The sequence below is a fragment of the Mesorhizobium sp. 131-2-1 genome (genome assembly GCF_016756535.1).
Classification (GTDB): Bacteria; Pseudomonadota; Alphaproteobacteria; order Rhizobiales; family Rhizobiaceae; genus Mesorhizobium.
In genome coordinates this window covers 1,249,210-1,271,150 of the sequence record NZ_AP023247.1, presented here as the reverse complement: position 1 = coordinate 1,271,150, position 21,941 = coordinate 1,249,210, and the positions used below count along the sequence as shown (strand labels likewise).

Sequence of the window (21,941 nt, the reverse complement as noted above, 5' to 3'; positions counted from 1 at the left end):
CCCCTCTAGGGGGGAGATCAGCTACCATTGATGCTTTCGCCAATCTCCAATGCTGCAGGATTGGGTGAGGCGCCGAAGCTGCCGATCTCCCCCCTTGAGGGGGAGATGGCCGGCAGGCCAGAGGGGGGTGGCTTGGCGCGAACATCGGCAGAACCAGCCGGACCTACTTGCTCATCGCCGCCAGCCATTCATCCACCCAGGCCTTGCGGTTGGCCGCGACTTCGTCGGCGCTGAACAGCATGGTCTTGGTCGGCTTCACCAATTTGTCGAAGGCCGGGTTGAGCGGCTTGTCGGTCTTGCCGGCCGGGAACATCCAATTGGTCTCCGGAATGACATCCTGGAATTTCGGCCCGGTCATGAACGCGATGAACTTTTCCGCCAGCGGATTCTTCGCGCCTGTCGTGGTAATGCCGGCGACCTCGATCTGCAAATATTCGCCCTCCTCGAAGGACGCGGCCTGGTAGCGCTCGGTGTTCTCGGCGACCATGTGATAGGCCGGCGAGGTGGTGTAGGACAGCACCATCGGCGCCTCGCCCTTGGTGAACAGGCCATAGGCCTCGCTCCAGCCCGGCGTCACCGTCAGCACCTTGGCCTTGAGCTTGGCCCAGGCTTCGGGCGCCTTGTCGCCATAGACCGATTTCACCCAGAGCAGCAGACCGAGGCCCGGCGTCGAGGTGCGCGGATCCTGGATGACGATCTTGTCGGTGGCGTTGCCCTCGACCAGTTCCTTCAGGCTCTTCGGCGGCGTCTTCAGCTTCTGGGTGTCGTAGACCACCGCGAAATAGCCGTAGTCGAACGGCACGAATGTGTCGTCGCTCCAGTTGCCGGGGACATTGAGGCCGGACACCTCGCCATGCGGCGCGAACAGGCCCGTCGCCTTGGCTTCCGCCGTGAGGTTGGTGTCGAGGCCGAGCACGATGTCGGCCTTGGTTGCCGCGCCCTCCAGTTTGACGCGGTTAAGCAGCGCGACTCCGTCGGCGACCGAGACGAATTCAAGATCGCAGCCGCATTCGGCCTCGAATTCCTTCTTCACCGCTGGGCCGGGACCCCAGTCGGCGGTGAAGCTCTCATAGGTGTAGACGGTGAGCTTGTCCTTGGCTGCCGCGGGGCCCGCCAGAAGCGCGACAAGGCCGGTTGCCAGAACAAGGTGGGATAACAGCGTGCGCATCGGCGCCTCCTTCGTTGGTGTTGAAAGGAATTGAGGCGTCGGATGGTCCGAAACGTCTAATCCCTCCGCCGGTACAAACCGGATCAGGTTCAGCGGGTTGGCGTTTGCCTCTCAGCCGGCCCGCGAAACATCGCGTCCGGCACCCCGTTAGAGCGTTTCGACACATAGGCCCGGCCACGGCACCGCGCAAGCGGAAGTTTGCCGGGTGCCGGCACCCCCGGCTTCCGTTTCTCCGGCGGGGCTGGTAAGGGCGACGCCCATGGGCACATTCACCATCCTGCTTGGCGGCGACCTCATCCGCACGCCGCGGCTCGACAGCCAGCTTGCCGGCGCGCGCGTCATCGCCGCCGATGGGGGCATCGGCCATGCCCGCGTGCTCGGCCTGACGCCAGAGCTCTGGGTCGGCGATTTCGATTCCGTGCCGGCGGATTTGCCCGATGATCTGGCCGCCGTGCCGCGCCAGGTGTTCCCGGCCGAGAAGGACAAGACCGACGGCGAGCTGGCGATCGCTGCCGCGCTCGAGCGCGGCGCCACGGGCCTGGTGCTGGCCGGCGCCTTCGGCGGCAGGCGTGCTGACCACGCCTTCCTGCATCTGGCGCTCGCCGTCCGCCTGGCCGAGGCCGGCATCAGCGTGCTTCTGACCAGCGGCGCGCAGGAGGGCATTCCACTTCTGCCGGGCAAGGCCGGCTTCGACTACGCCGACGGCACGCTGTTTTCGGTGCTCGGCTTCTCCGACCTTTCCGGCCTGAGCGTCTCCGGCGCCAAATGGCCTCTCGATCACGTCGAGATGGCGTTCGGCTCGTCGCTGACCATATCCAACGAGGTCAAGGGGCGGCTCGAGATCGCGCTCGGCCACGGCCGCGCGCTGCTCCTGGCCCATCCTTATCCCCTTCCTGAAAGCTGACATGGCCCCGCCCCTTCTCATTCTCGACGGGATAAAGCTGACCTTCGGCGGCACGCCGTTGCTCGACGGCGCGGCACTCAGCGCCTCCGCCGGCGACAAGATCGCGCTTGTCGGCCGCAACGGCTCCGGCAAGTCGACGCTGCTCAAGATCGCCGCCGGCATGATCGAGCCGCAGGACGGCGAGGTGTTCCGCCAGCCTTCGGCGACAGTGCGTTACCTGCCGCAGATGCCCGACATGGATGGCTTCGCCAACGTTCGCGCCTATGTCGAAGCGGGGCTCGGGCCGGCCGACGATCCCTACCGGGCCACCTATCTGATGGAGCATCTCGGCCTCACCGGTGAGGAACAGCCGAACGACCTGTCCGGCGGCGAGGCGCGCCGCGCCGCCCTTGCTCGCGCCATGGCGCCGGAGCCCGACATTCTGCTGCTCGACGAGCCGACCAACCATCTCGATCTGTCGGTGATCGAATGGCTGGAAGAGGAGCTTGCCCGCACCTCCTCGGCGGTGATCCTGATTTCGCACGACCGTCGTTTTCTCGAGCGCGTGTCGCGCGCCACCGTCTGGCTCGACCGCGGCCAGACCAAGCGGCTGGACAAGGGCTTCGGCCATTTCGAGGAATGGCGCGACCAGGTGCTGGAAGAGGAAGAGCGCGAGCAGCACAAGCTCGGCCGCCAGATCGTGCGCGAGGAGCACTGGCTGCGTTACGGCGTGACGGCCAGGCGCAAGCGCAACATGCGCCGGCTGGGCGAATTGCAGACCATGCGCCAGCGCTTCCGCAACCATCGCGGCGCCGAAGGCACGGCCACACTGGTGGCCAGCGACGCGGCCGAGTCCGGCAAGCTGGTGATCGAGGCCAAGAGCATCGAAAAGAGCTTCGGCGACCTCACCGTGGTCAAGGGTTTTTCCACCCGCATCCAGCGCGGCGACCGCGTCGGCCTGGTCGGTCCGAACGGCGCCGGCAAGACGACCCTTCTGAAGATGCTGACGGGTGAACTCGCGCCTGACACCGGCACCGTGCGGCTCGGCGTCAATCTCGAGATCGCCACGCTCGACCAGAAGCGCGAGGCCGTCGATCCGGCCGAGACGCTGGCGCATTACCTCACCGACGGGCGCGGCGAGAACCTGCTCGTCAATGGCGAGCAGCGCCACGTCGTCTCCTACATGAAGGATTTCCTGTTCAAGCCGGAGCAGGCGCGCACGCCGGTGCGCGAGCTTTCCGGCGGCGAACGCGCGCGGCTGCTGCTCGCCCGCGTGCTGGCCAGGCCAGCGAACCTTCTGGTGCTCGACGAGCCGACCAACGACCTCGACATGGAGACGCTGGAACTGCTGCAGGAACTGGTCGCCGGCTTTGCCGGCACGGTCATCCTGGTCAGCCACGACCGCGATTTCCTCGACCGCACCGTCACCAGCGTGATCGCGCCGGATGGCGGCGGCCGTTGGATCGAATATGCCGGCGGCTATTCCGACATGCTGGCGCAGCGCGGCGGCTCGAAGCTGGAGGATCGCAAGGCGAGGCCGAAGGCGGAGGCCGCGGAAACGGCGGGCGCGGGCAAGGCTGAGCCGGCGGCGCCGAAAGGCCCGGCGAAGAAACTGTCGTTCAAGCAGAAATTCGCGCTGGAATCCCTGCCCAAGAAGATCGAGGCGGTTTCCGCGTCGATCTCAAGGCTCGAGAACAACATCGCCGACCCCTCCTATTACGAGCGCGACCCGGCCTCGTTCCAGAAGACCATCGCCGCGCTCGACAAGGAACGCGCCACGCTGGCCGCGCTGGAAGAAGAATGGCTGGAACTGGAGATGCTGCGCGAGGAAATGGAGGGGTAGTCCTCGGCCCATCCCGCCAGCTGCCCCTCACAGGCAGGCGTCGCAGATCGCGGCGATATGGCGGCTGTCCGTGCCGCAGCAGCCGCCCAGCACGGCGATGTGACCGAAGCGGTCGCGCATCGCGCGATAGCGCCGGCCGAGATCGGCGGGATCGCCTGGATCGAGCTCGGTTGCCTCGTCGAGCTCGGCGTGACTCTTGGCGGACGCGTTGGCCCGCACACCGCGAATGCGACCCATCCAGCTTTCGCCGGCGACAAGGACGGCGTCGAAATGGCTGGGATGCGCGCAGTTGATCATGAAATAGGCCGGGGCGCCGTCGGTCTCGTCGTCGACGGTTTCGATGGCGTCTTTCAGGCTCTCGCCGGAAGGCAGGCGCCCATCCGTCTCGACGGTGAAGGAAATCACCGATTGGAGCCCCGATGCCATGGCCGCGCAGGCTATGCCGGCTGCCTCGTGCGAATAGGTCATGGTGATGGCGCTGACCATGTCGGCGCCGGCATCGCGGAACGCCCTGATCTGGTCGCTGTGATAGCTTTCAGCCTCGGCCGTCGTCATGGCTGCATCGACCCGGTAGCCGTCGCCGCGCGGCCCGACCACCCCATTCACGAGAACCAGCATCCCGCGCGCCGTATAGGGCGCGGCCAGCGCCCGCGCCCACGTGACGGCGCGCCGGTTTACGGCCGACAGCGCGCTGTTCGAGTAGCCGAGCTTCCCGCCCCAGTCGGGATTGGCACGCCATGTCGGTGTGTCGAGAACGAAGCCGACGCCGCGCTGTTCGGCGATATCCAGGTACTGACGGAAATAACGCCCGAGCCTGTCTCGGCCCTCATCGGTCGCAAGCAGGGGGAAAGCGGCAAAGAACGGCAGATCGAGCCCTTCAAGAAAGACGAGCGACGTTTCGAGGCCGCCATCCGTCAGAAGTACGGTTTCGCCGAGCTCACGAAGATTGATCTTCGCATTGGTCATCGCCGTACCCGATCTCGCCACCGATCCGGCGAACACTAGCATGCGGTGGCAAATTCGTCATGCCGCCCGTGCTGCAGGTGCACGCGGCCCGTTGCAGCGATACATCCATGCGCATATGCTATACGCATGTTGCGGAGGCCATCATGCGCAAGATAGCCGCGAACGCGGTTCGTCAGCCGGCAAATCTGTCGATCGATTCAAAGCTCATGAAAGAAGCGAAGGGGCTCAACGTGAACGTCTCGCGCGCCGCCGAAGCCGGGATAGCCGAAGCGGTGGCGGCCGAGAAGACCCGCCTATGGAAGCTTGAAAACCGCGCCACGATGGACGCCTGGAACGACTATGTCGAAACACATGGCGTTCCGCTCAAGGAACATCGGCAGTTCTGATGGCGCGCTATGACGTCTTCGCCGCCAGCGGCATCGAAGGCGGCTACCTTCTCGATGTCCAATCAGACCTGCTCGACCACTTCAAGACACGAGTGGTCGTCCCGCTTCTTCCGCTCACGTCGGCGCCGCCACCAATGCGGAAGCTCCATCCCATCTTCGAGATCAATGGACGCAAGCTGGTGATGGGCACCCACCTCATCGCCACGATCTCGACGACGGAACTGGGCGAAAGCCGGTTGAACCTAACGCGGCATCACGACGAGATCGTCGCCGCGCTTGACATGCTGTTCCAGGGCTTCTGATCGGCCGAACCTCGGACCGGCCGAGGCGTCACCCTCAGCCAGACGTCTTCGCCTGCCACGCCTTCAGCGCCTCGTCGAACACCTTCTCGCCGGGGATGCCCTTTTCCATGGTGAGCAGGGCGCGCCGCCCGGTCTTGTAGACGACCGGCACGTCGATCCAGTCCTGGCCCCTGAGCAGCGTCAGATTGGCGTCCTCGTCGGCCTTGGTGTCGTTGAGCGCGACGAGGAAGAAGCCGTCGGCGATCTTGGCCGGAATGCCGATCAGCGGGCTGCCAGCATCCTGTTCGGAACTCTTCATGGCGATACGCAGGATGTTGTCGACGCCGCCGCCGTCAAACCCTTCCGGCGTGAGGAAGATCATCTCGATGATGTGGCTGGCCGGCAGTGTCTGGTCGGTGTTGCGCCTGATCGTCATCCTGAGCTGGATGTCCTTGCCCGGAATCGTCGCCTCGGCGCGGATCGCCGGTTCCGGCGGCAGGTCGCCGCCCGGCGATTCCTGGACCAGCGACCAGACGATATTGCCAGGCTCGGCCGAGCCCTGCTGGGTGCTGGTGCGTTCCTCGTAGAAGATCGCCTTCTGGCCGACCGGCAGCGCGGTTTCAGTGGGCGTTGCCGCCGGTGTCGACGGCGCGGCGCCGGTGACCGGCGCGGCCGGCTGGGCGCCGGTGACCGGCGCGGCCGGCTGGGCGCCGGTGACCGGTGCGGCCGGCTGGGCGCCGGTGGCGGGCGCGGCCGGCTGTGCGCCGGCCGCCGGTGCCGGCGGCGTCGCGGCCGCATCTGCAGGCGCCGCCGGCGCGGCGCGGCGCCATCGGCTGGCGGCGTTGCAGCGCCGGGCGCGGCAGCCGCGGGAGCGCCGGTGGCCGCGGCCGGCTGGCCGGTCGGCGCCGGCACTGGCGCGGGCGGTGGCGGCGTCGTCAGCGCGGCGACGGATTCGCCTTCGCCAATGCCGCTTTGCCCGGCGGCGGGGCCGGGATCGGTCTCCTTGCCCTCCGGCGTCAGGCGCTGGGTGAATTTGGTCGCTTCGGCCGTCTCGCCGGTGCCCGCCGCCGGCGGAGTCGCCGCGGCGTCGGCCGCCGGCTTGGCCGGAGCCGGCTTCACCAGCGGCTCCGTGGTGACGGTCTTGCTTCCGCCAAGGCCGAGCATGGAGCCGAACGCATCCTTGTTCAGCCAGATGCCGTAGCCACCACCACCGATCACCAGGACGGCGGCGGCAGCGGCGGTCAGTCCGCCATAGCTGCGCTTGCGCACCGCGGGGCGCAGCCGCTGGAACGTGTCGGCCGCGGCCGGTTCCTCGTCATTGGCAAAGACATCGTCCTGGTCGTTCGGCGCTGTGGCGTCCATGCCCGGCAGGCGGGCATCGGCCTCGAATGGCGGCGGCGTTTGCGGCGCCTTCTGCCAGCTTGGCTCGGTCTTGGCGATCGGCGGCGCCGGCCGGAACGGCTCCGGCTTGGCCGGCTCAGGCCTGGCGGGCTCGGCTTTGGCGACAACAGGCTGCCGGACATGGCTCGGCTGGTTCTTGTTGCGGTCGATCGAGGAGAAGATGTGCTCCAGCTCGGCCAGCGGGTCGACTGCCGGCGTGCTTTTGGCATAGCCACGCTCGACATTGGAAATCGCATCCTCGAGCGTGCGTTTCTGCTGATCGGCGACCGACGGCGCCAGGGGCGGAACGTGATCGGCAAGTTTCTTCGCGATTGTCGCCCGCGCCTTGTCATAGACCTTCGACCGCATCTCCGGCGTGTTTTCGCTGAGACCGTCGATCGTCTTTTTCAGAACGGTGATGAAATCTGCCATGCTTCAGTGGACCCGCATTTTGTTCCTGGGCCGGCCCCCGCAAATCAGCCGCTGAGCCCGGAAAGGCTGAGAAACTAGTCTTGAAACGGATCGGTCACAAGTATCGTGTCGTCCCGCTCAGGGCTGGTCGAGAGCAGCGCCACCGGCGCGCCGATCAGCTCCTCGATGTACCGCACATACTTCACCGCCTGGGCCGGCAGGTCGTTCCAGCTGCGCGCGCCGGCAGTGGTGCCTTTCCAGCCTTCGAGCGTCTCGTAGACCGGTTCGACGCGCGCCTGCGCGCCCTGGCTGGCCGGCAGATAGTCGATCGTCTCGCCGTCGAGGCGGTAGGCAGTGCACACCTTGATCTCGTCGAGCCCGTCGAGCACGTCGAGCTTGGTCAGCGCGATGCCCTTGATGCCGTTGACGGCCACCGCCTGGCGCACCAGCACGGCGTCGAACCAGCCGCAGCGGCGCTTGCGGCCGGTCACGACGCCGAATTCATGGCCGCGCGTGCCGAGGAACTCGCCGATCTCGTTCTTCTGCTCGGTCGGGAACGGGCCCTCGCCGACCCGCGTCGTGTAGGCCTTGGTGATGCCGAGCACATAGCCGATGGCGCCCGGCCCCACACCCGAGCCGGCCGCCGCCTGGCCGGCAACGGTGTTGGATGAAGTGACGAACGGATAAGTGCCGTGGTCGATGTCGAGCAGCGTGCCTTGCGCGCCCTCGAACAGGATGCGCTCGCCGGCGCGGCGCCGGTCGTCGAGAACCTTCCAGACCCGGTCCATGTAGGGCAGGATCTCGTCGGCGACCGACGTCAGCTCGCGCATGATCGCGTCATGCGTGACTTCGCCATGACCGAGCCCGCGACGCAGCGCATTGTGGTGCGTCAGCAGCCTGTCGACCTTCAGGGGCAGCGTTTCCAAATCCGCCAGATCCATCACCCTGACCGCGCGCCGCCCCACCTTGTCCTCGTAAGCGGGGCCGATGCCGCGGCGGGTCGTGCCAATCTTCGTCCCGGAGTTGGAGGCGGCGTCCTCGCGGAATCCGTCCAGCTCCCGGTGCACCGACAGGATAAGCGCGGTGTTTTCGGCTATTTTCAGGCGATCCGGCGTCACCTCGACGCCTTGCGCCTTGAGTTTGGCCACTTCGGCGACGAAGGCATGCGGGTCGAAGACTACGCCGTTGCCGATGATCGACAGCTTGCCTTGCCGCACGACGCCGGAGGGCAGAAGCGACAGCTTGTAGACCTTGCCGTCGACGACCAGCGTATGGCCGGCATTGTGGCCGCCCTGGAAGCGCACGACGACATCGGCCCGCTCCGACAGCCAATCGACGATCTTGCCCTTGCCTTCGTCGCCCCACTGCGAGCCGACGACCACCACATTGGCCATGTTGCTTTTCCCTTGAGATGCCGCCAGGCGGCTTGAAAACGACAGGCCTCTATAGCGTCAAGACCCAGCGAACGCGACCATTCTTTGCCGCCGAACACGGCCCGGGGCACAACAATTTTCAGCGTTGCGCGCGATTTTGCCGAGGCGAGCAGGGCCTGATATGCCGGCATTGCCGCCAGGCACCTTCCGGTGCCGACGCCTGGCACAAAGCAAGCGCCGCGCGGCTATCGCACGCGCGGCGCTGTCATGCAAATCGGCAGGACGGGCTTCAGGCGACGCCGACGTCGAAGTGCAGCGGCTTGGCCGAGTCGATCGACTTGTGCGCCCGCAGCTGATCGAGCACCCTTTCGGGGAACGGCGCGTCGAGATAGAGCAGGGCGATGGCATCGCCGCCAGGCCGGTTGCGGCCGAGCTGGAAGTTGGCAATGTTAACGCCGTTCTCGCCGCAGACGGTGCCGAGCAGGCCGATGATGCCCGGCGCATCGGCATTGGTCGTATAGAGCATGTGCTGCCCGACCTCGGCGTCGAGATTGATGCCCTTGATCTGGATGAAGCGCGGCTTGCCGTCCGAAAAGCAGGTCCCGGCGATCGAGCGCGTCCTGTGCTCGGTCTTCACCGTCAGCTTGATATAGCCGTCGAACACGCCCGACTTGTCGCGCTTGACCTCGGCGACGATAATGCCGCGTTCCTTCACCATGATCGGGGCCGACACCATGTTGACGTCGGAGACCTGCGGCCGGATCAGGCCGGCAAGGGTCGCGCTGATCAGGGCGCGCGTGTTCATGGTCGCGGTCGAGCCGTCGAACAGGATCTCGACCTCCTTGATCGGATCCTCGGTGACCTGGCCGACGAATGCGCCGAGCACTTCGGCGAGCTTGACGAAGGGCTTCAGCCGCGGCGCCTCCTCGGCGGTGATCGAGGGCATGTTGATGGCGTTGGAGACGGCGCCCTTGAGCAGGTAGTCGGACATCTGCTCTGCCACCTGCAGCGCGACATTCTCCTGCGCCTCGGCTGTGGAGGCGCCGAGATGCGGGGTCGCCACGACATTCTCCATGCCGAACAGTTCGTTGTTCTCGGCCGGCTCGACCTCGAACACGTCGATACCGGCGCCCGCCACCTTGCCGCTCTTCAGCGCCGCGACTAGGTCCGCCTCGACGATCAGACCGCCACGCGCGCAATTGATGATGCGCACGCCGTTTTTCATCTTTGCGATCGCGGCGGCGTTGATGATGTTGCGCGTCTTGTCGGTCAGCGGCGTGTGCAAGGTGATGAAATCGGCGCGGGCGAACAGCTCGTCGAGCTCGACCTTTTCGACGCCGAGCTCCTCGGCGCGGCTGTCCGACAGGAACGGGTCGAAGGCGATGACATGCATCTTGAGCCCGACGCCGCGCGTGGCCACGATCGAACCGATATTGCCGCAGCCGACGACACCCAGCGTCTTGCCGGTGATCTCGATGCCCATGAAGCGGTTCTTTTCCCACTTGCCGGCATGCGTCGACGCATTGGCTTCCGGGATCTGGCGGGCAAGCGCGAAGATCATGGCAACCGCATGCTCGGCGGTGGTGATCGAATTGCCGAAGGGCGTGTTCATCACGATGATGCCCTTGCGGCTTGCCGCCGGGATGTCGACATTGTCGACGCCGATGCCGGCGCGGCCGACGACCCTGAGCCTCGTGGCGGCGCTGATCAGCTTTTCGGTGACCTTGGTGGCCGAGCGGATGGCGAGGCCGTCATACTGGCCGATGACTTCGAGCAGCTTTTCCTTGTCCTTGCCGAGGTCGGGCAGATAGTCGACCTCGATGCCGCGATCCTTGAAGATCTGCACGGCGGTGGTGGAGAGTTTGTCTGAGACGAGAACGCGGGGCGCCATGGCGGCCTCCTTCGAAATTGATTGATCCGTTTGGAAATGGGCGGCCCCAAAGGCCGCCACGGGAAACTCAGGCAGCCGCCTTCAGCGACGCCTTTTGCGCGGCAAACGCCCAGTCGAGCCAGGGTAGCAGCGCCTCGAGATCGGAAGTCTCGACCGTCGCGCCGCACCAGATGCGCAGGCCGGGCGGTGCGTCGCGATAGGCGCCGATGTCATAGGCCACACCTTCCTTGTCGAGTGCCGCGACCAGCCCCTTGGCGAAAGCCGCCTGCCCGTCGGCGTCGAGCGCCGCGACTTGCGGGTCCGTGAAGGAGAAACAGGCTGATGTGTTCGAGCGCGTTGCTGGATCGGCAGCGAGATGGCCGAGCCATGACGATTGAGCAACGAAACGGTCGAGCACCGCGGCATTGGCGTCGGCGCGGGCGATCAGGGCGTCGAGACCGCCGATCGACTTCGCCCAGTGAAGCGCATCGAGATAGTCCTCGACGCACAGCATCGACGGCGTGTTGATGGTCTCGCCCTTGAAGATGCCTTCGATCAGCTTGCCGCCCGAGGTGAGGCGGAAGATCTTCGGCAGCGGCCATGAAGGCTTGTAGGTTTCAAGCCGCTCGACGGCGCGCGGCGACAGGATCAGCATGCCATGCGCACCCTCGCCGCCCAGCACCTTCTGCCAGGAGAACGTGACGACATCGAGTTTTTCGAAGTCGAGCCTTTGCGCGAAGGCGGCCGAGGTCGCGTCGCAGATGGTCAGCCCCTTGCGATCGGCCGGAATGAAATCGCCGTTCGGCACCCGCACGCCGGAGGTGGTGCCGTTCCAGGTGAAGACCACGTCGCGGTCGAAATCGATCTTGGCCAGGTCCGGCAGCGCGCCATAGCCGGCTTCGAATTTACGCACGTCGGCGAGCTTGAGCTGCTTGACCACGTCGGTCACCCAGCCGGAGCCGAAGCTCTCCCAGGCGACCATGTCGACGCCGCGCTCGCCGAGCAGCGACCACAGCGCCATCTCGACCGCGCCGGTGTCGGACGCCGGCACGATGCCGATGCGATAGTCGGCGGGAACCTTGAGGATTTCGCGTGTCAGCTCGATCGCCTGCTCGAGCTTGCTCTTGCCGATCTTGGCGCGATGCGAGCGTCCGAGCGCGGCCTTGGTTAGCGCCTCGACCGACCAGCCGGGGCGTTTTGCGCAGGGACCTGAGGAGAAATTGGGGTTTGCCGGACGGAGTCCGGGCTTCGTAAGCGTCGTCATCGTGGTCTATCCTTCCAGATAGTGGCCCCTCGTTGGGGAGGGGTGGCCCACGGACGGCGATATGCGTTCAGGCTTCCGGCGTCAAGAGGAAAGTTTTTGTCGCTGGCGGGATACTCGCGACGAATGGCAGGCCTGAGGCCACAAAAGCAAACGGCGGATCCTGCGACCCGCCGCCGCGATTTTCCGCCTGCCGACCCCTACCAGAGATCGTAGCGCAGCCCGAGCTTGACCGTCTGGTAGTCGATGCCTTTGTGGATGTTGAAGGCGCCGCTGTCAAAGGCCACGTATTTGGCGCTCGGCACCGAGAAATACTCGTACCCGAAATCGAGCGAGACGTTCTTGCTCACCTGGTAGGAAAGCCCGGCGCCGATCGAATAGGCAAGATTGAATTTTGCTTCGGAATCCTCTGATCCCTGGTAACCCGCCGGATCATCGCAGGTGAAGCCGCCGGCACCCTGCGAATCCGGCGCGATCTCGACGCAATCGCGCTCGCCCTGGGTCTTGAAATACTTGTTGTAGGCGACGCCGATGCCGCCGCCGACATAGGGCGTGATGCCCACATAGGTGCCGAGGTCGACATAGCCATTGGCCATGACGCTGTAGCCCTTGTTGGTGGCGCGGTTCGTGGCCACGCAGTCTTCCGTTGCCGGGGCCGTGCCGATGATGATGACGCCGCCGGGCCCGATCGTCAGCGTATTGGTGTGGCCGGCGCAGCCGTCCGGCACCACGGCGTGGTCGCCGAACTTGTTGGTCGGCAGGATGCCGCCATTGAGTTCCACCCTGAGGAAGTCGTTGAGGTGGTAGCCCATGCCGATGCTGCCCGTGAACAGGCTGCTGTCGTTGGTGAAGCTGGTCGACCCGCTCGCCGATATCTGATGCTCGAACGGATGGCTGAACGCGTAGCCGATATCGCCGCGCAGATACCATCCCGAGCCAACCTCGACCGGCACGTAATCCGGCGCCTGGTCGACATAGATCGGCGGATCGTAGTCGGCCGGCAGCGCCTGCGTCACCGGCATCAGCACGATGGCGGCCAGCGCCAGCGCAATACGCGATTTGAATACCATGGTCCCCGGCTCCCGAACTTGGCGCGCGCCATGAGCGCAAGCACCGTTTTCAGGGAGCATTGTTAACCATAGTGGTTAAGTGGCGGTTAAGGATAACAGAGCGTTAGCGAATTGATTCCGAAGGGCTTTCGATCGGACGAGTTTGCAAACGAAAAACCGCCCGGCCAAGGCCGGGCGGTTGAGGAACGTCTTGGATATCGAGGAGCTTACTTGGTGTAGATCGGCTCCGGTTCGGGCTGATAGGCCACCACCGGCGCGGCGCAGCCATTGTTGCCGCCGAACTGATACCGCAGGCCGCCGCGCACCTCGTGCGTATTCATGCCGTGGTCGAAGCCTGGGCCGGAGCTGGTGGTATCAAACTCGAACATGCGGCCGCCCTGGATGTGGCTGAAGCGGTAGCCTGCGTCGAAGATGATCTTGTCGGTCAAGCAATAGGAAGCGCCGGCCATGAGTGCGTAGGCGAAACGCCAGTTGGACGACCCGGGGTTGGTCTCGGTGGTGTTCGGATCGCGGACCGTGTCCCACTTGATACGCGCGCCGCCAATGCCGGCGCCGACGTACGGCGTAATGCCGTGGTAGGTGCCGATATCGACATAGGCATTGGCGAGCAGCAGAAAGGCGCTCATTTTCGACACTTCGGTCGATACCGAGACGAGGTCCGAGGTCTGGCCGTTGAAGTTTGACTTGAACCAGTAGTCGGCAGTCAGATCCGTACGGAAGTAGCTATTGATCTTGTAGCCGACGCCGCCGCCGAGCGAGAAACCGCCCTTCAGATGACCGAAATCGAAATCGTTTGTGCCGGGCGGCGGTCCGTATGTAATGTAGTCGATACCGCGCAAACTCGACTTATGATAGTCGATGTCGCCGCGGATGTACCAGCCGCCGACGTCGACCGGCTGCTCGTAGGCAACCGGCGGTGCCGCTTCGACCACTGGCGGTTCCACGAGATCGGCGGCAAGCGCCGGTCCGGCCACCCCCGCAAACAGCGCGGCAAGCAAAGCCATTCTTGCTGTATTCAACATGCTGTCACCCCTAAGAAGCCTCGCGACGACACCCGCCCGAAGATGATTGACTTCGGGTTTGGATAATGAATTGCAAAGGTTAAAAGCCGTTTAACCGTACCGATTAACCACGAATCTATACAATTTTAGATAGAGCCGCATTGCGAGCAGGCCGACTGCGTCGCTCGCGCACGGACAAAAAAGCCCGCCTGACGGCGGGCTTGCAGAGCTGGATTGCGTCGCGCCCTGATCTCAGGCGGCGCTGCGGGTTTCCGAAATGACGCCGACGAGATCGTTGACGACCGCCTCGACCAACTGCGGGTCGTCGCCCTCGGCCATGACGCGGATCAGCGGCTCGGTGCCGGAGGGCCGGATGACCAGCCGCCCGGCCTTGCCGAGCCGGTTGCGCGCATCCTCGATGGCGGCCTTGACCGGCGCCTCCTCGAGCGGCTTGCCGCCCTCGATGCGGACATTCTTCAACAGCTGCGGCACCGGCTCGAACTTCTTCGACAGCTCGCTGACCGGCCGGTTCTGCCGCTTGATGCAGGCCAGCACCTGCAGCGCCGACACAAGCCCGTCGCCCGTGGTCGAGAAATCGGAGAGCACGATATGGCCCGACTGCTCGCCGCCGACATTCAATCCATGCGCGCGCATGTGCTCGACGACATAGCGGTCGCCGACCTTGGTGCGGTGCAGCTGCAGCTTCATATCGCCGAGGAAACGTTCGAGGCCGAGGTTGGACATCACCGTCGAGACGACGCCGCCGCCGGCCAGACGCCCGCTCTGGTGCCAGGACTCGGCGATCAGCGCCATGATCTGGTCGCCATCGACGATGGAGCCATTCTCGTCGACGATCACCACCCGGTCGGCGTCGCCGTCGAGCGCGATGCCGATATCGGCGCGCACTTCATGCACCTTCTTCTGCAGGCCGGCCGGATGGGTCGAGCCGCACTCCTTGTTGATGTTGAAGCCGTTGGGCTCGACATTGATGGCCACCACCTCGGCGCCGAGTTCCCACAACGCCTCGGGCGCCACCTTGTAGGCGGCGCCGTTGGCGCAATCGACGACGATCCTGAGGCCCGACAGCGACATCGAGCGCGGCAGCGTGCGCTTGGCGAATTCGATGTAGCGGTCATGCACGCCATCGACGCGCTTGGCGCGGCCGAGCCCGTCGGAATCGGCAAGCGCCAGCTCGATATCCTTGTCCAGCATGCCCTCGATGCGCTCCTCGATCTCGTCGGAGAGCTTGTAGCCGTCGGGGCCGAACAGCTTGATGCCGTTGTCGTAATAAGGGTTGTGCGAGGCCGAGATCATCACGCCGATGTCGGCGCGCAGCGAGCGCACCAGCATGGCGACCGCCGGCGTCGGAATGGGGCCGAGCAGGAAGACATCCATGCCGGCGGCGCACAGGCCCGAAACCATTGCGTTCTCGATCATGTAGCCGGAAAGCCGCGTGTCCTTGCCGAGCACGACGCGGTGGCGGTGGCTGCCGCGCTGGAACGACAGGCCGGCGGCCATGCCGACCTTCATGGCGACCTCGGCCGTCATCGGAAACTTGTTGGCGCGCCCGCGAATGCCGTCGGTGCCGAAATACTGCCCTGCCATGCGTCTCTTGATCCCCGTCGGTTTTTCAGCCGCCCGTATTGCCACAATTGAGCCGCAACCGATTATCACATTTGGTGATTATATATTACCATTCCTTAGAAAATCATTGTGCCGGGCTGTTCAAGTGATTCGACAGTCTATCATGGCGGTCCGGTCTTGCGGCAATGGACCAGGCGTTGCAGGTCCGTTGGCTGTGGATTCGCCCGGCAAACCTTGCTCAGGCGCATCGGATCGCAAGGATCCCATCACCTTATCGGGAGCAACACAGTTTGTGAGGCCGTCGGCGCCGGTAGCATCTGGCGCGGGCGAACGTTGAAGGCTATTGGTTGCGCAAAGGGACAACCTATGGGCGGCAGCAACGGAGAAAACGCCATGCTCATCTACCGAATTGCAACCTTGACGGGTCTAGCCGTCGCAACCTTGTTCCTGGCGGCGCCGGCCAACGCGCTGACCATGGCCGAGTGTAGCACCAAGTATAACGCGGCAAAGGACGCCGGAACACTTAACGGCCAGACTTGGAACCAGTTCCGCAAGGCTGAATGCGACACCGATGCTGCCGCCACCACCGAAACCAAGCCCGCCAAGAAGACGGCGAAGGCGAGCGATGCGGCCAAGACCGACACCAAGGCGGCCGCTGCCGCCGACGACAACGCGGCCAAGGGCCTGACCGCGAAGGAATGCAGCACCAAGTACCAGGCCGCCAAGGCTGCCGGCACCTTGAACGGCATGAAGTGGAACGACTTCCGCAAGAGCGAGTGCGGCGCCGGCGCCACCGCCGCCGCTGCTGACGCCAAACCCGCCAAGACCACCAAGGCGGCGGCCACGACCGAGGAGACGGCCAAGGGCCTGACCACCAAGGAGTGCAGCGTCAAGTACCAGGCGGCAAAGGACGCCGGCACGCTGAACGGCATGAAGTGGAACGACTTTCGCAAGGCCGAATGCGGCCCAGGCGCCAGCGCCGCCGCGGAGCCCGCGAAGGCAACGACCAAGGCCGCCGCCGCTGAAGGCGGCAAGGGCCTCAGCATGGCCGATTGCAGCGCCAAGTACCAGGCGGCCAAGACCGGCAACAAGCTGAACGGCATGAAGTGGAACGACTTCCGCAAGGCCGAGTGCGGCGCCGCCGCGGACGACGACGACACGGTGCCGGCTCCGACCGAGGCGACCTACACCAGCGAGCCCGATAAGCCGTCCGTTGCCGCTCCCAAGGGTGTGAAGTTCCCGACGGCGATCTCCAAGAAGTTTGCCAGCGAGACGCCGGCCAAGGGCCGCATGCACACCTGCCTCGAACTCTACTACGCCAACAAGGACGCCAATACGCTGAACGGCCTCAAGTGGATCCAGAAGGGCGGCGGCTTCTACAGCCTGTGCAACGCCAAGCTGAAGAGCTGATCTCGTAGGCACTTCACCCGAACACGGCCCGCGAACCGCAAGGTTCGCGGGCCTTTTTGTTGGACGGCTTCTGAGAGATGACTTTCGCGCTATGGGGATGCGCCGGCGGGGACGCTGCCAATCTCCCCCACTTGGGGGGAGATTGGCCGTCACGTCGGCTTTCGCAAATCGGCAATGTCGCAGTCGCGGACACCCGACAATCTTATCCGACCCCAAACAAAAACGCCCTTATCCGACCCCAAACAAAAACGCCGCGGTCGGAGCCGCGGCGTTTCAATCTCTGCGCAATCGGTTAGGCCTGTGGGGCCTTTACCCCTGCGGCTGGGGTTCCATGCCGCCTTCCGGCTCCGGCCCCTTCTTGCGGCGGCCGCCGGTGCCGGCCTTCGGCACCGCCGAGCCACGGCTGGGCGGGGTGTCGTCGCCAAGGTCGCGGGCGGGCTTGTGGCCGGCGATCAGCTGCTTGATCTCCTCGCCGGTCAGCGTCTCGTATTCGAGCAGCCCCTGCGCCAGCGCGATCCATTCCTTCTTCTTCTTGGTCAGGATGGCCTTCGCCGTCGAATAGGCGTCGTCGATCAGCCGGCGCACCTCGGCGTCGATGATCTGCGCCGTCTCTTCCGAGATGTTCTGCGTGCGCGCCACCGAATGGCCGAGGAAGACCTCTTCCTGGTTGTCGCCGTAGGCGACGTGGCCGAGCTTGTCGGAGAAGCCCCAGCGCGTGACCATGGCGCGCGCCAGCTTGGTCGCCTGCTCGATGTCTGAGGAGGCGCCGGAGGTGATGTTCTCCTTGCCGAACTTGAACTCCTCGGCGACGCGGCCGCCCATCATGATGGCGAGGCGCGAGACCATGTACTTGTAGCTCATCGAATAGCGGTCGCCTTCCGGCAGCTGCATGACCATGCCGAGCGCGCGACCGCGCGGGATAATGGTCGCCTTGTGCAGCGGGTCGGCGGTCGGCACGTTGAGCGCGAGGATGGCGTGGCCGGCCTCGTGATAGGCGGTGAGCTCCTTCTCGGCCTGCGTCATCGCCGACGAACGACGTTCCGCGCCCATCATGATCTTGTCCTTGGCGTCCTCGAACTCGGCCATGGTGACGAGGCGCTTGTTGCGCCGCGCCGCCATCAGCGCGGATTCGTTGACGAGGTTCATCAGGTCGGCGCCGGAGAAGCCCGGCGTGCCGCGCGCGATGACCTTGAGGTCGACATTAGGCGCCAGCGGAACGTTGCGCACATGCACCTTGAGGATCTTCTCGCGGCCGACGATGTCGGGGTTCGGCACCACCACCTGGCGGTCGAAACGGCCGGGCCTGAGCAGCGCCGGGTCGAGCACGTCGGGCCTGTTGGTGGCGGCGATCAGGATGATGCTCTCGTTGGACTCGAAGCCGTCCATCTCGACCAACAACTGGTTCAGCGTCTGCTCACGTTCGTCATTGCCGCCGCCGAGGCCGGCGCCGCGATGGCGGCCGACCGCGTCGATTTCATCGATGAAGATGATGCAGGGCGCGTTCTTCTTGGCCTGGTCGAACATGTCGCGCACGCGGGATGCGCCGACGCCGACGAACATCTCGACGAAGTCCGAGCCGGAGATGGTGAAGAACGGCACGTTGGCCTCGCCTGCGACTGAGCGGGCAAGCAGCGTCTTGCCGGTGCCGGGAGGGCCGACCAGAAGCACGCCGCGCGGAATCTTGCCGCCGAGGCGCTGGAACTTCTGCGGGTCGCGCAGGAACTCGACGATCTCTTCGAGGTCTTCCTTGGCCTCGTCGACGCCGGCGACGTCCTGGAAAGTGACGCGGCCATGCGCCTCGGTGAGCAGCTTGGCCTTCGACTTGCCGAAGCCCATGGCGCGGCCTGAGCCGGACTGCATCTGGCGCATGAAGAATATCCAGACGCCGAGGATCAGGATCATCGGCAGCCACGAGATCAGGTAGCCGAACAGCGAGTTGGAGCCGTCGGATTCGGGCCGGGCGTTGATGGTGACGTTCTTGTCCTGCAGTCGCGAGACCAGCGACGGGTCGCCGGGCGAATAGGTCTGGAAGCCGGTCGAGCTGTCGGTGTAGGTGCCGGAGATGCGGGCGCCGGCGATGGTCACCGTCTTGACCCGTCCGGCCGCGACGTCCTGCAGGAACTGCGAATAGGCGACCTCGCTCGAAGCGCCGCGCGTCTGCGGCGTCTGGAACAGGTTGAACAAGGCGATGAGCAGGACCGCTATGATCGCCCAGAGCGCGAGGTTGCGATAATTCGGATTCATCTATTGTCCCGTTGGCGTCCGCGGATGGACACGCATGATCAGAGGAAGCTTGGGCCTAACATAGGGAGAGCGCCTCCCCTTGCCAAGCATAACAGCACGTGTGGGTTAAGCTTTCGCCCATCATCGGCCGGCACTGTGGCCGTGGAAAGGCAAGGCCGGGAGCGGCGGCGCGCCGATCAATCGGGCTACGGCTTCGGCGGGCGCGAGATCGAAGGACGGCAGGAAGCGGGCAAAGGGCGCAACGGCAGGGACGACGCCAATCTCCGCGAGCGCCGCGCCCTCACGCGGAAAACCAAGGCATTCCGCGCCGCGCCACAATGCCGGCTCGGCGGCAAGCGCCGCGCGCACAAGGCTTGGTGGCGCGCCATCCTCGCCGACAGCCCGCTTTGCCGCCGCGGCCGTACCGAGCGGCGCGATCAACAATGCGCCTTGAGTGTCGCCCAGCGTGATGCGCCGGCGACCGTCCCAAAGGTCGGTGTTGACGGCCGGCGCCGCCTCGGGCAGGCCGCGCGACTCGCGGCGCAGGAAGATGCCGGAGCGCCTGGCATCGATCACCGTCCGCGACAATGTGGCGCAAAGCGGTCCGGCGCGAAGCCGCTCGAACAGTGCCCGGGAACGTGCCGCGTCCGGCAGAAAGGCAACGCCACCGACGGTCGCAAGCAGGATGGGCAGGGCATAGGTGGCGGCCTCCGCATCGCCGGGTGCGGCGAAAGCAGGATCGAGACGGATGAGGCCGGGGACCGGCATGCCGGCAAGGTCGCGCATCAGCATGGCCGCGCGCTGCCCAAGCTCTTCACGGCTGGCGGCGGCTTGCCCGGCCGACGCCGTCGCTTCCGCGAAACGCCGCGCGCCGTCGTCACCGGCAAGTGTCGCCCTGACGCGCGGCCGCTCGAAATGCTGGTCGACATTGGTCGGATCCTCGGCCCAGCCGATGTTCTGGCGGCGCAGCACATCGCGCAACGTCGCGCGTCGCGTGCCGAGGAATGGCCTGACGATCCAGTGTCGCCAGTTATAGAGCGTGGCCGGCGCCATGCCGGCAAGGCCGCGCCCGTCGTCGCTCGCCCCCTCATGGCGGACTTGCCGCATCAGCACCGTCTCGGCCTGGTCGTCGGCGGTGTGGCCGGTGAGGATGAGGCCGATGCCTTCAGCGGCGGCCGCCTCGGCCAGCAGCCGGTAGCGCGCCTCGCGCGCGGCGGCGGGCAGGCCGGACGATGGCTTCTCCCCCGACCAGACGATGGTGCGGTGCGCGATGCCGCGCTTGGTGCAGAGTCTCGCCACGTCGCGCGCTTCGGTCGCCGAGCCTGGCCGCAGGTCGTGATCGATCGTCACCGCCAGCAGCCTGGTTGCGGGCGCGGTTCGGTCGAGATGGGCTTTGAGGAGAATGAGCAGGGCGGTCGAGTCGCTGCCGCCGGACACGGCCGCAATCGCGCCGTCAGAAAAATCGATATCAGAAAAAAGCCGTTCCGAAAGGTCAGGCCCGGTGTCGAGCATCACCGCATGTTGCCCAAAAATGGTCCCGGCCTTGGGGTACCGGCAGGCAAGCGGAAAGCTAGCACGCTGCGAGCGCCCGTTCCTGCTTGACGCGCTCCTTGAGCGCGCTGGAGATGTCGGGATAGCGCTTGCCGATCTCGCCGAAAGTGGCGCAGGCCACGTCGTTCTGCTTCAGCCCGACCAGCGACACGCCGAGCTTCAGGAGCATGTCGGGGGCCTTCTTGGCCTTCGGATAGTCCTTGCTGGCGGCGAGGAAGACCTCGGCCGCGTCGCGGTATTTCTGCTGGCCGAGCAGCGATTCACCCAGCCAGTAATGGGCGTCCGCCGCCCTGGTGTCCTTGGGGAAGCGGCTGATGTGGTCGCGGAAACCCTGTTCGGCGGTGCCGTAATCGCCCGACAGGATGAACTGGTAGGAGTTGCGGTAGAGCTCGTCCGGATCGTTGGTCGAAGGCAATGCGGCAACCACAGTGCCTCCGGACTTGCCGGCCTTGGTGCCTTCGGCGGGCGCGGCTGCGGCCGGCGCCGCCGGGGCGGTGGCCTGGGTGTTCTCGTCGGCGTTCACCACATTGCCGTTCTTGTCGACGGTGATGGTGCCGAACGGCTTCGGCGGCGCGCCGGTGATCACCTTGCCGGGGGCGCCGGTCTGCGATTCGACGATGACCTCGCCGACGCTCTGGCCGCCGCCGGACGACTGAGCGCCCGCATCGGCCGGTGCCTGCGTCGCCGGAGCCTCGGCGACGCTGTTGTCGGTGCCGTTGTCGGTATTGCCATCGCCGTTCGGAGGCGGTGCGGCCTCCGATTTCTTCTGGCTGGCCGGCTGCTGCCCGCCTTGCGTGCCGCCCTCGAGCTGCTGGAAGCGGAACTCGTTGTCTTCCTGCTGCTTGCGGATCTGCTCCTGCATCTGCAGGATCTGGAAATTGAGTTCCTCGATCTTGCCGTTCATCTGCCTGAGCTGGTCTTCCAGGCCGGTCGCGGTGGCGCCGTCCTGCTGCGCGATCTGCTGCTGTTGCGGCTTCTTCTTGTCACCGAAAATGCCGAGCGTCGGCAGGTGGAAGGAGAACCCGCTATCGGCAGGCTGCCCAGTGCCGGCTGCCGGGGCGGCGATGCTTGATACGAGCAGCAGCGCAAGCGTGCCGCTGAGGACCGTTCTGAAATGCATTTATGTCTCTCGCCGTGAATTGATAGCCCGTTGCGCCCTTCCGATTCAGAGTGGGACCAAGCGCCCTCGGCTCATAGCAGGGCGCGAGACTTCGGCCAAATTTTGTTTCAGGGCGCTGGATATGAAAAAGGCGGCCAAATGGCCGCCTTTCGCATGGTGC

At 65.4% G+C, this 21,941-nt stretch carries 16 protein-coding genes, 1 pseudogene and 1 riboswitch; of the genes and pseudogenes, 5 read left to right on the top strand and 12 right to left on the bottom strand.

Translation table 11 applies throughout. The annotated features are described in order from the left end of the window. Positions 1-163: 163 nt before the first annotated feature. On the bottom strand, positions 164-1,168 hold the full coding sequence (thiB, locus tag JG743_RS06205; protein WP_202298943.1) for a thiamine ABC transporter substrate binding subunit: 1,005 nt from the start codon (positions 1,166-1,168) through the stop codon (positions 164-166). Positions 1,169-1,211: 43 nt separating this feature from the next. Beyond that, positions 1,212-1,325, bottom strand: a riboswitch (TPP riboswitch). A gap of 102 nt (positions 1,326-1,427) precedes the next feature. Between thiB and JG743_RS06200 the strand changes: the two genes are divergently transcribed. Further along, positions 1,428-2,072 (top strand): thiamine diphosphokinase, encoded by a 645-nt coding sequence (locus tag JG743_RS06200; protein WP_202298942.1) that lies wholly within the window; start codon positions 1,428-1,430, stop codon positions 2,070-2,072. A gap of 1 nt (position 2,073) precedes the next feature. Then, positions 2,074-3,894, top strand: a complete 1,821-nt coding sequence (locus JG743_RS06195; RefSeq protein ID WP_202298941.1) for an ABC-F family ATP-binding cassette domain-containing protein — start codon at positions 2,074-2,076, stop codon at positions 3,892-3,894. Positions 3,895-3,921: 27 nt separating this feature from the next. On the opposite strand, the gene JG743_RS06190 is transcribed toward JG743_RS06195, so the two are convergent. Continuing rightward, positions 3,922-4,860: a homocysteine S-methyltransferase family protein gene (locus tag JG743_RS06190; protein ID WP_202298940.1), complete on the bottom strand. Its 939-nt coding sequence runs from the start codon at positions 4,858-4,860 to the stop codon at positions 3,922-3,924. 143 nt (positions 4,861-5,003) lie between these two features. On the opposite strand from JG743_RS06190, the gene JG743_RS06185 reads away from it, so the two are divergent. Both JG743_RS06185 and JG743_RS06180 read left to right on the top strand, forming a co-directional pair. Continuing rightward, on the top strand, positions 5,004-5,246 hold the full coding sequence (locus JG743_RS06185) for a type II toxin-antitoxin system CcdA family antitoxin (RefSeq protein WP_202302460.1): 243 nt from the start codon (positions 5,004-5,006) through the stop codon (positions 5,244-5,246). Next, positions 5,246-5,548 (top strand): CcdB family protein, encoded by a 303-nt coding sequence (locus JG743_RS06180; RefSeq protein ID WP_202298939.1) that lies wholly within the window; start codon positions 5,246-5,248, stop codon positions 5,546-5,548. Before JG743_RS06185 ends, JG743_RS06180 begins: the two co-directional genes overlap by 1 nt. 34 nt (positions 5,549-5,582) lie before the next feature. On the opposite strand, the pseudogene JG743_RS34125 reads toward JG743_RS06180, so the two are convergent. From JG743_RS34125 to glmM, 7 genes and pseudogenes are all read right to left on the bottom strand, one after another. Then, positions 5,583-7,339: pseudogene (locus JG743_RS34125) on the bottom strand (hypothetical protein). 74 nt (positions 7,340-7,413) lie between these two features. Then, positions 7,414-8,712, bottom strand: a complete 1,299-nt coding sequence (locus JG743_RS06170; RefSeq protein ID WP_202298938.1) for an adenylosuccinate synthase — start codon at positions 8,710-8,712, stop codon at positions 7,414-7,416. 268 nt (positions 8,713-8,980) lie between these two features. Next, a complete protein-coding gene (gene serA, locus JG743_RS06165; RefSeq protein WP_202298937.1) occupies positions 8,981-10,582 on the bottom strand; it encodes a phosphoglycerate dehydrogenase in 1,602 nt (533 codons plus the stop codon). A 67-nt stretch (positions 10,583-10,649) separates the two neighbouring features. Next, the gene (locus tag JG743_RS06160) at positions 10,650-11,825 is read right to left on the bottom strand and encodes a phosphoserine transaminase (protein WP_202298936.1); all 1,176 of its coding nucleotides are present in this window, start codon (positions 11,823-11,825) and stop codon (positions 10,650-10,652) included. A gap of 197 nt (positions 11,826-12,022) precedes the next feature. Beyond that, complete coding sequence (locus tag JG743_RS06155; protein WP_202298935.1) at positions 12,023-12,892, bottom strand: outer membrane protein; 870 nt, start codon at positions 12,890-12,892, stop codon at positions 12,023-12,025. A 206-nt stretch (positions 12,893-13,098) separates the two neighbouring features. Further along, complete coding sequence (locus JG743_RS06150) at positions 13,099-13,914, bottom strand: outer membrane protein (protein WP_202298934.1); 816 nt, start codon at positions 13,912-13,914, stop codon at positions 13,099-13,101. A 231-nt stretch (positions 13,915-14,145) separates the two neighbouring features. Further along, positions 14,146-15,498, bottom strand: a complete 1,353-nt coding sequence (gene glmM / locus JG743_RS06145; RefSeq protein ID WP_202298933.1) for a phosphoglucosamine mutase — start codon at positions 15,496-15,498, stop codon at positions 14,146-14,148. 726 nt (positions 15,499-16,224) lie between these two features. On the opposite strand from glmM, the gene JG743_RS06140 reads away from it, so the two are divergent. Then, entirely contained in the window at positions 16,225-16,887 is a 663-nt protein-coding gene (locus JG743_RS06140; protein ID WP_446720900.1) for a hypothetical protein, read from the top strand. 309 nt (positions 16,888-17,196) lie between these two features. On the opposite strand, the gene ftsH is transcribed toward JG743_RS06140, so the two are convergent. The 3 genes from ftsH to ybgF all read right to left on the bottom strand — a co-directional run bounded on the left by ftsH (position 17,197) and on the right by ybgF (position 21,781). Continuing rightward, a complete protein-coding gene (gene ftsH, locus JG743_RS06135) occupies positions 17,197-19,131 on the bottom strand; it encodes an ATP-dependent zinc metalloprotease FtsH (protein ID WP_127311644.1) in 1,935 nt (644 codons plus the stop codon). A 120-nt stretch (positions 19,132-19,251) separates the two neighbouring features. After that, positions 19,252-20,622 carry a tRNA lysidine(34) synthetase TilS gene (gene tilS / locus JG743_RS06130; RefSeq protein WP_202302458.1) on the bottom strand — a complete coding sequence of 457 codons (1,371 nt, stop codon included), beginning with the start codon at positions 20,620-20,622 and terminating at the stop codon, positions 19,252-19,254. 58 nt (positions 20,623-20,680) lie between these two features. Continuing rightward, positions 20,681-21,781 (bottom strand): tol-pal system protein YbgF, encoded by a 1,101-nt coding sequence (gene ybgF / locus JG743_RS06125; protein ID WP_202298931.1) that lies wholly within the window; start codon positions 21,779-21,781, stop codon positions 20,681-20,683. Positions 21,782-21,941 lie beyond the last annotated feature (160 nt).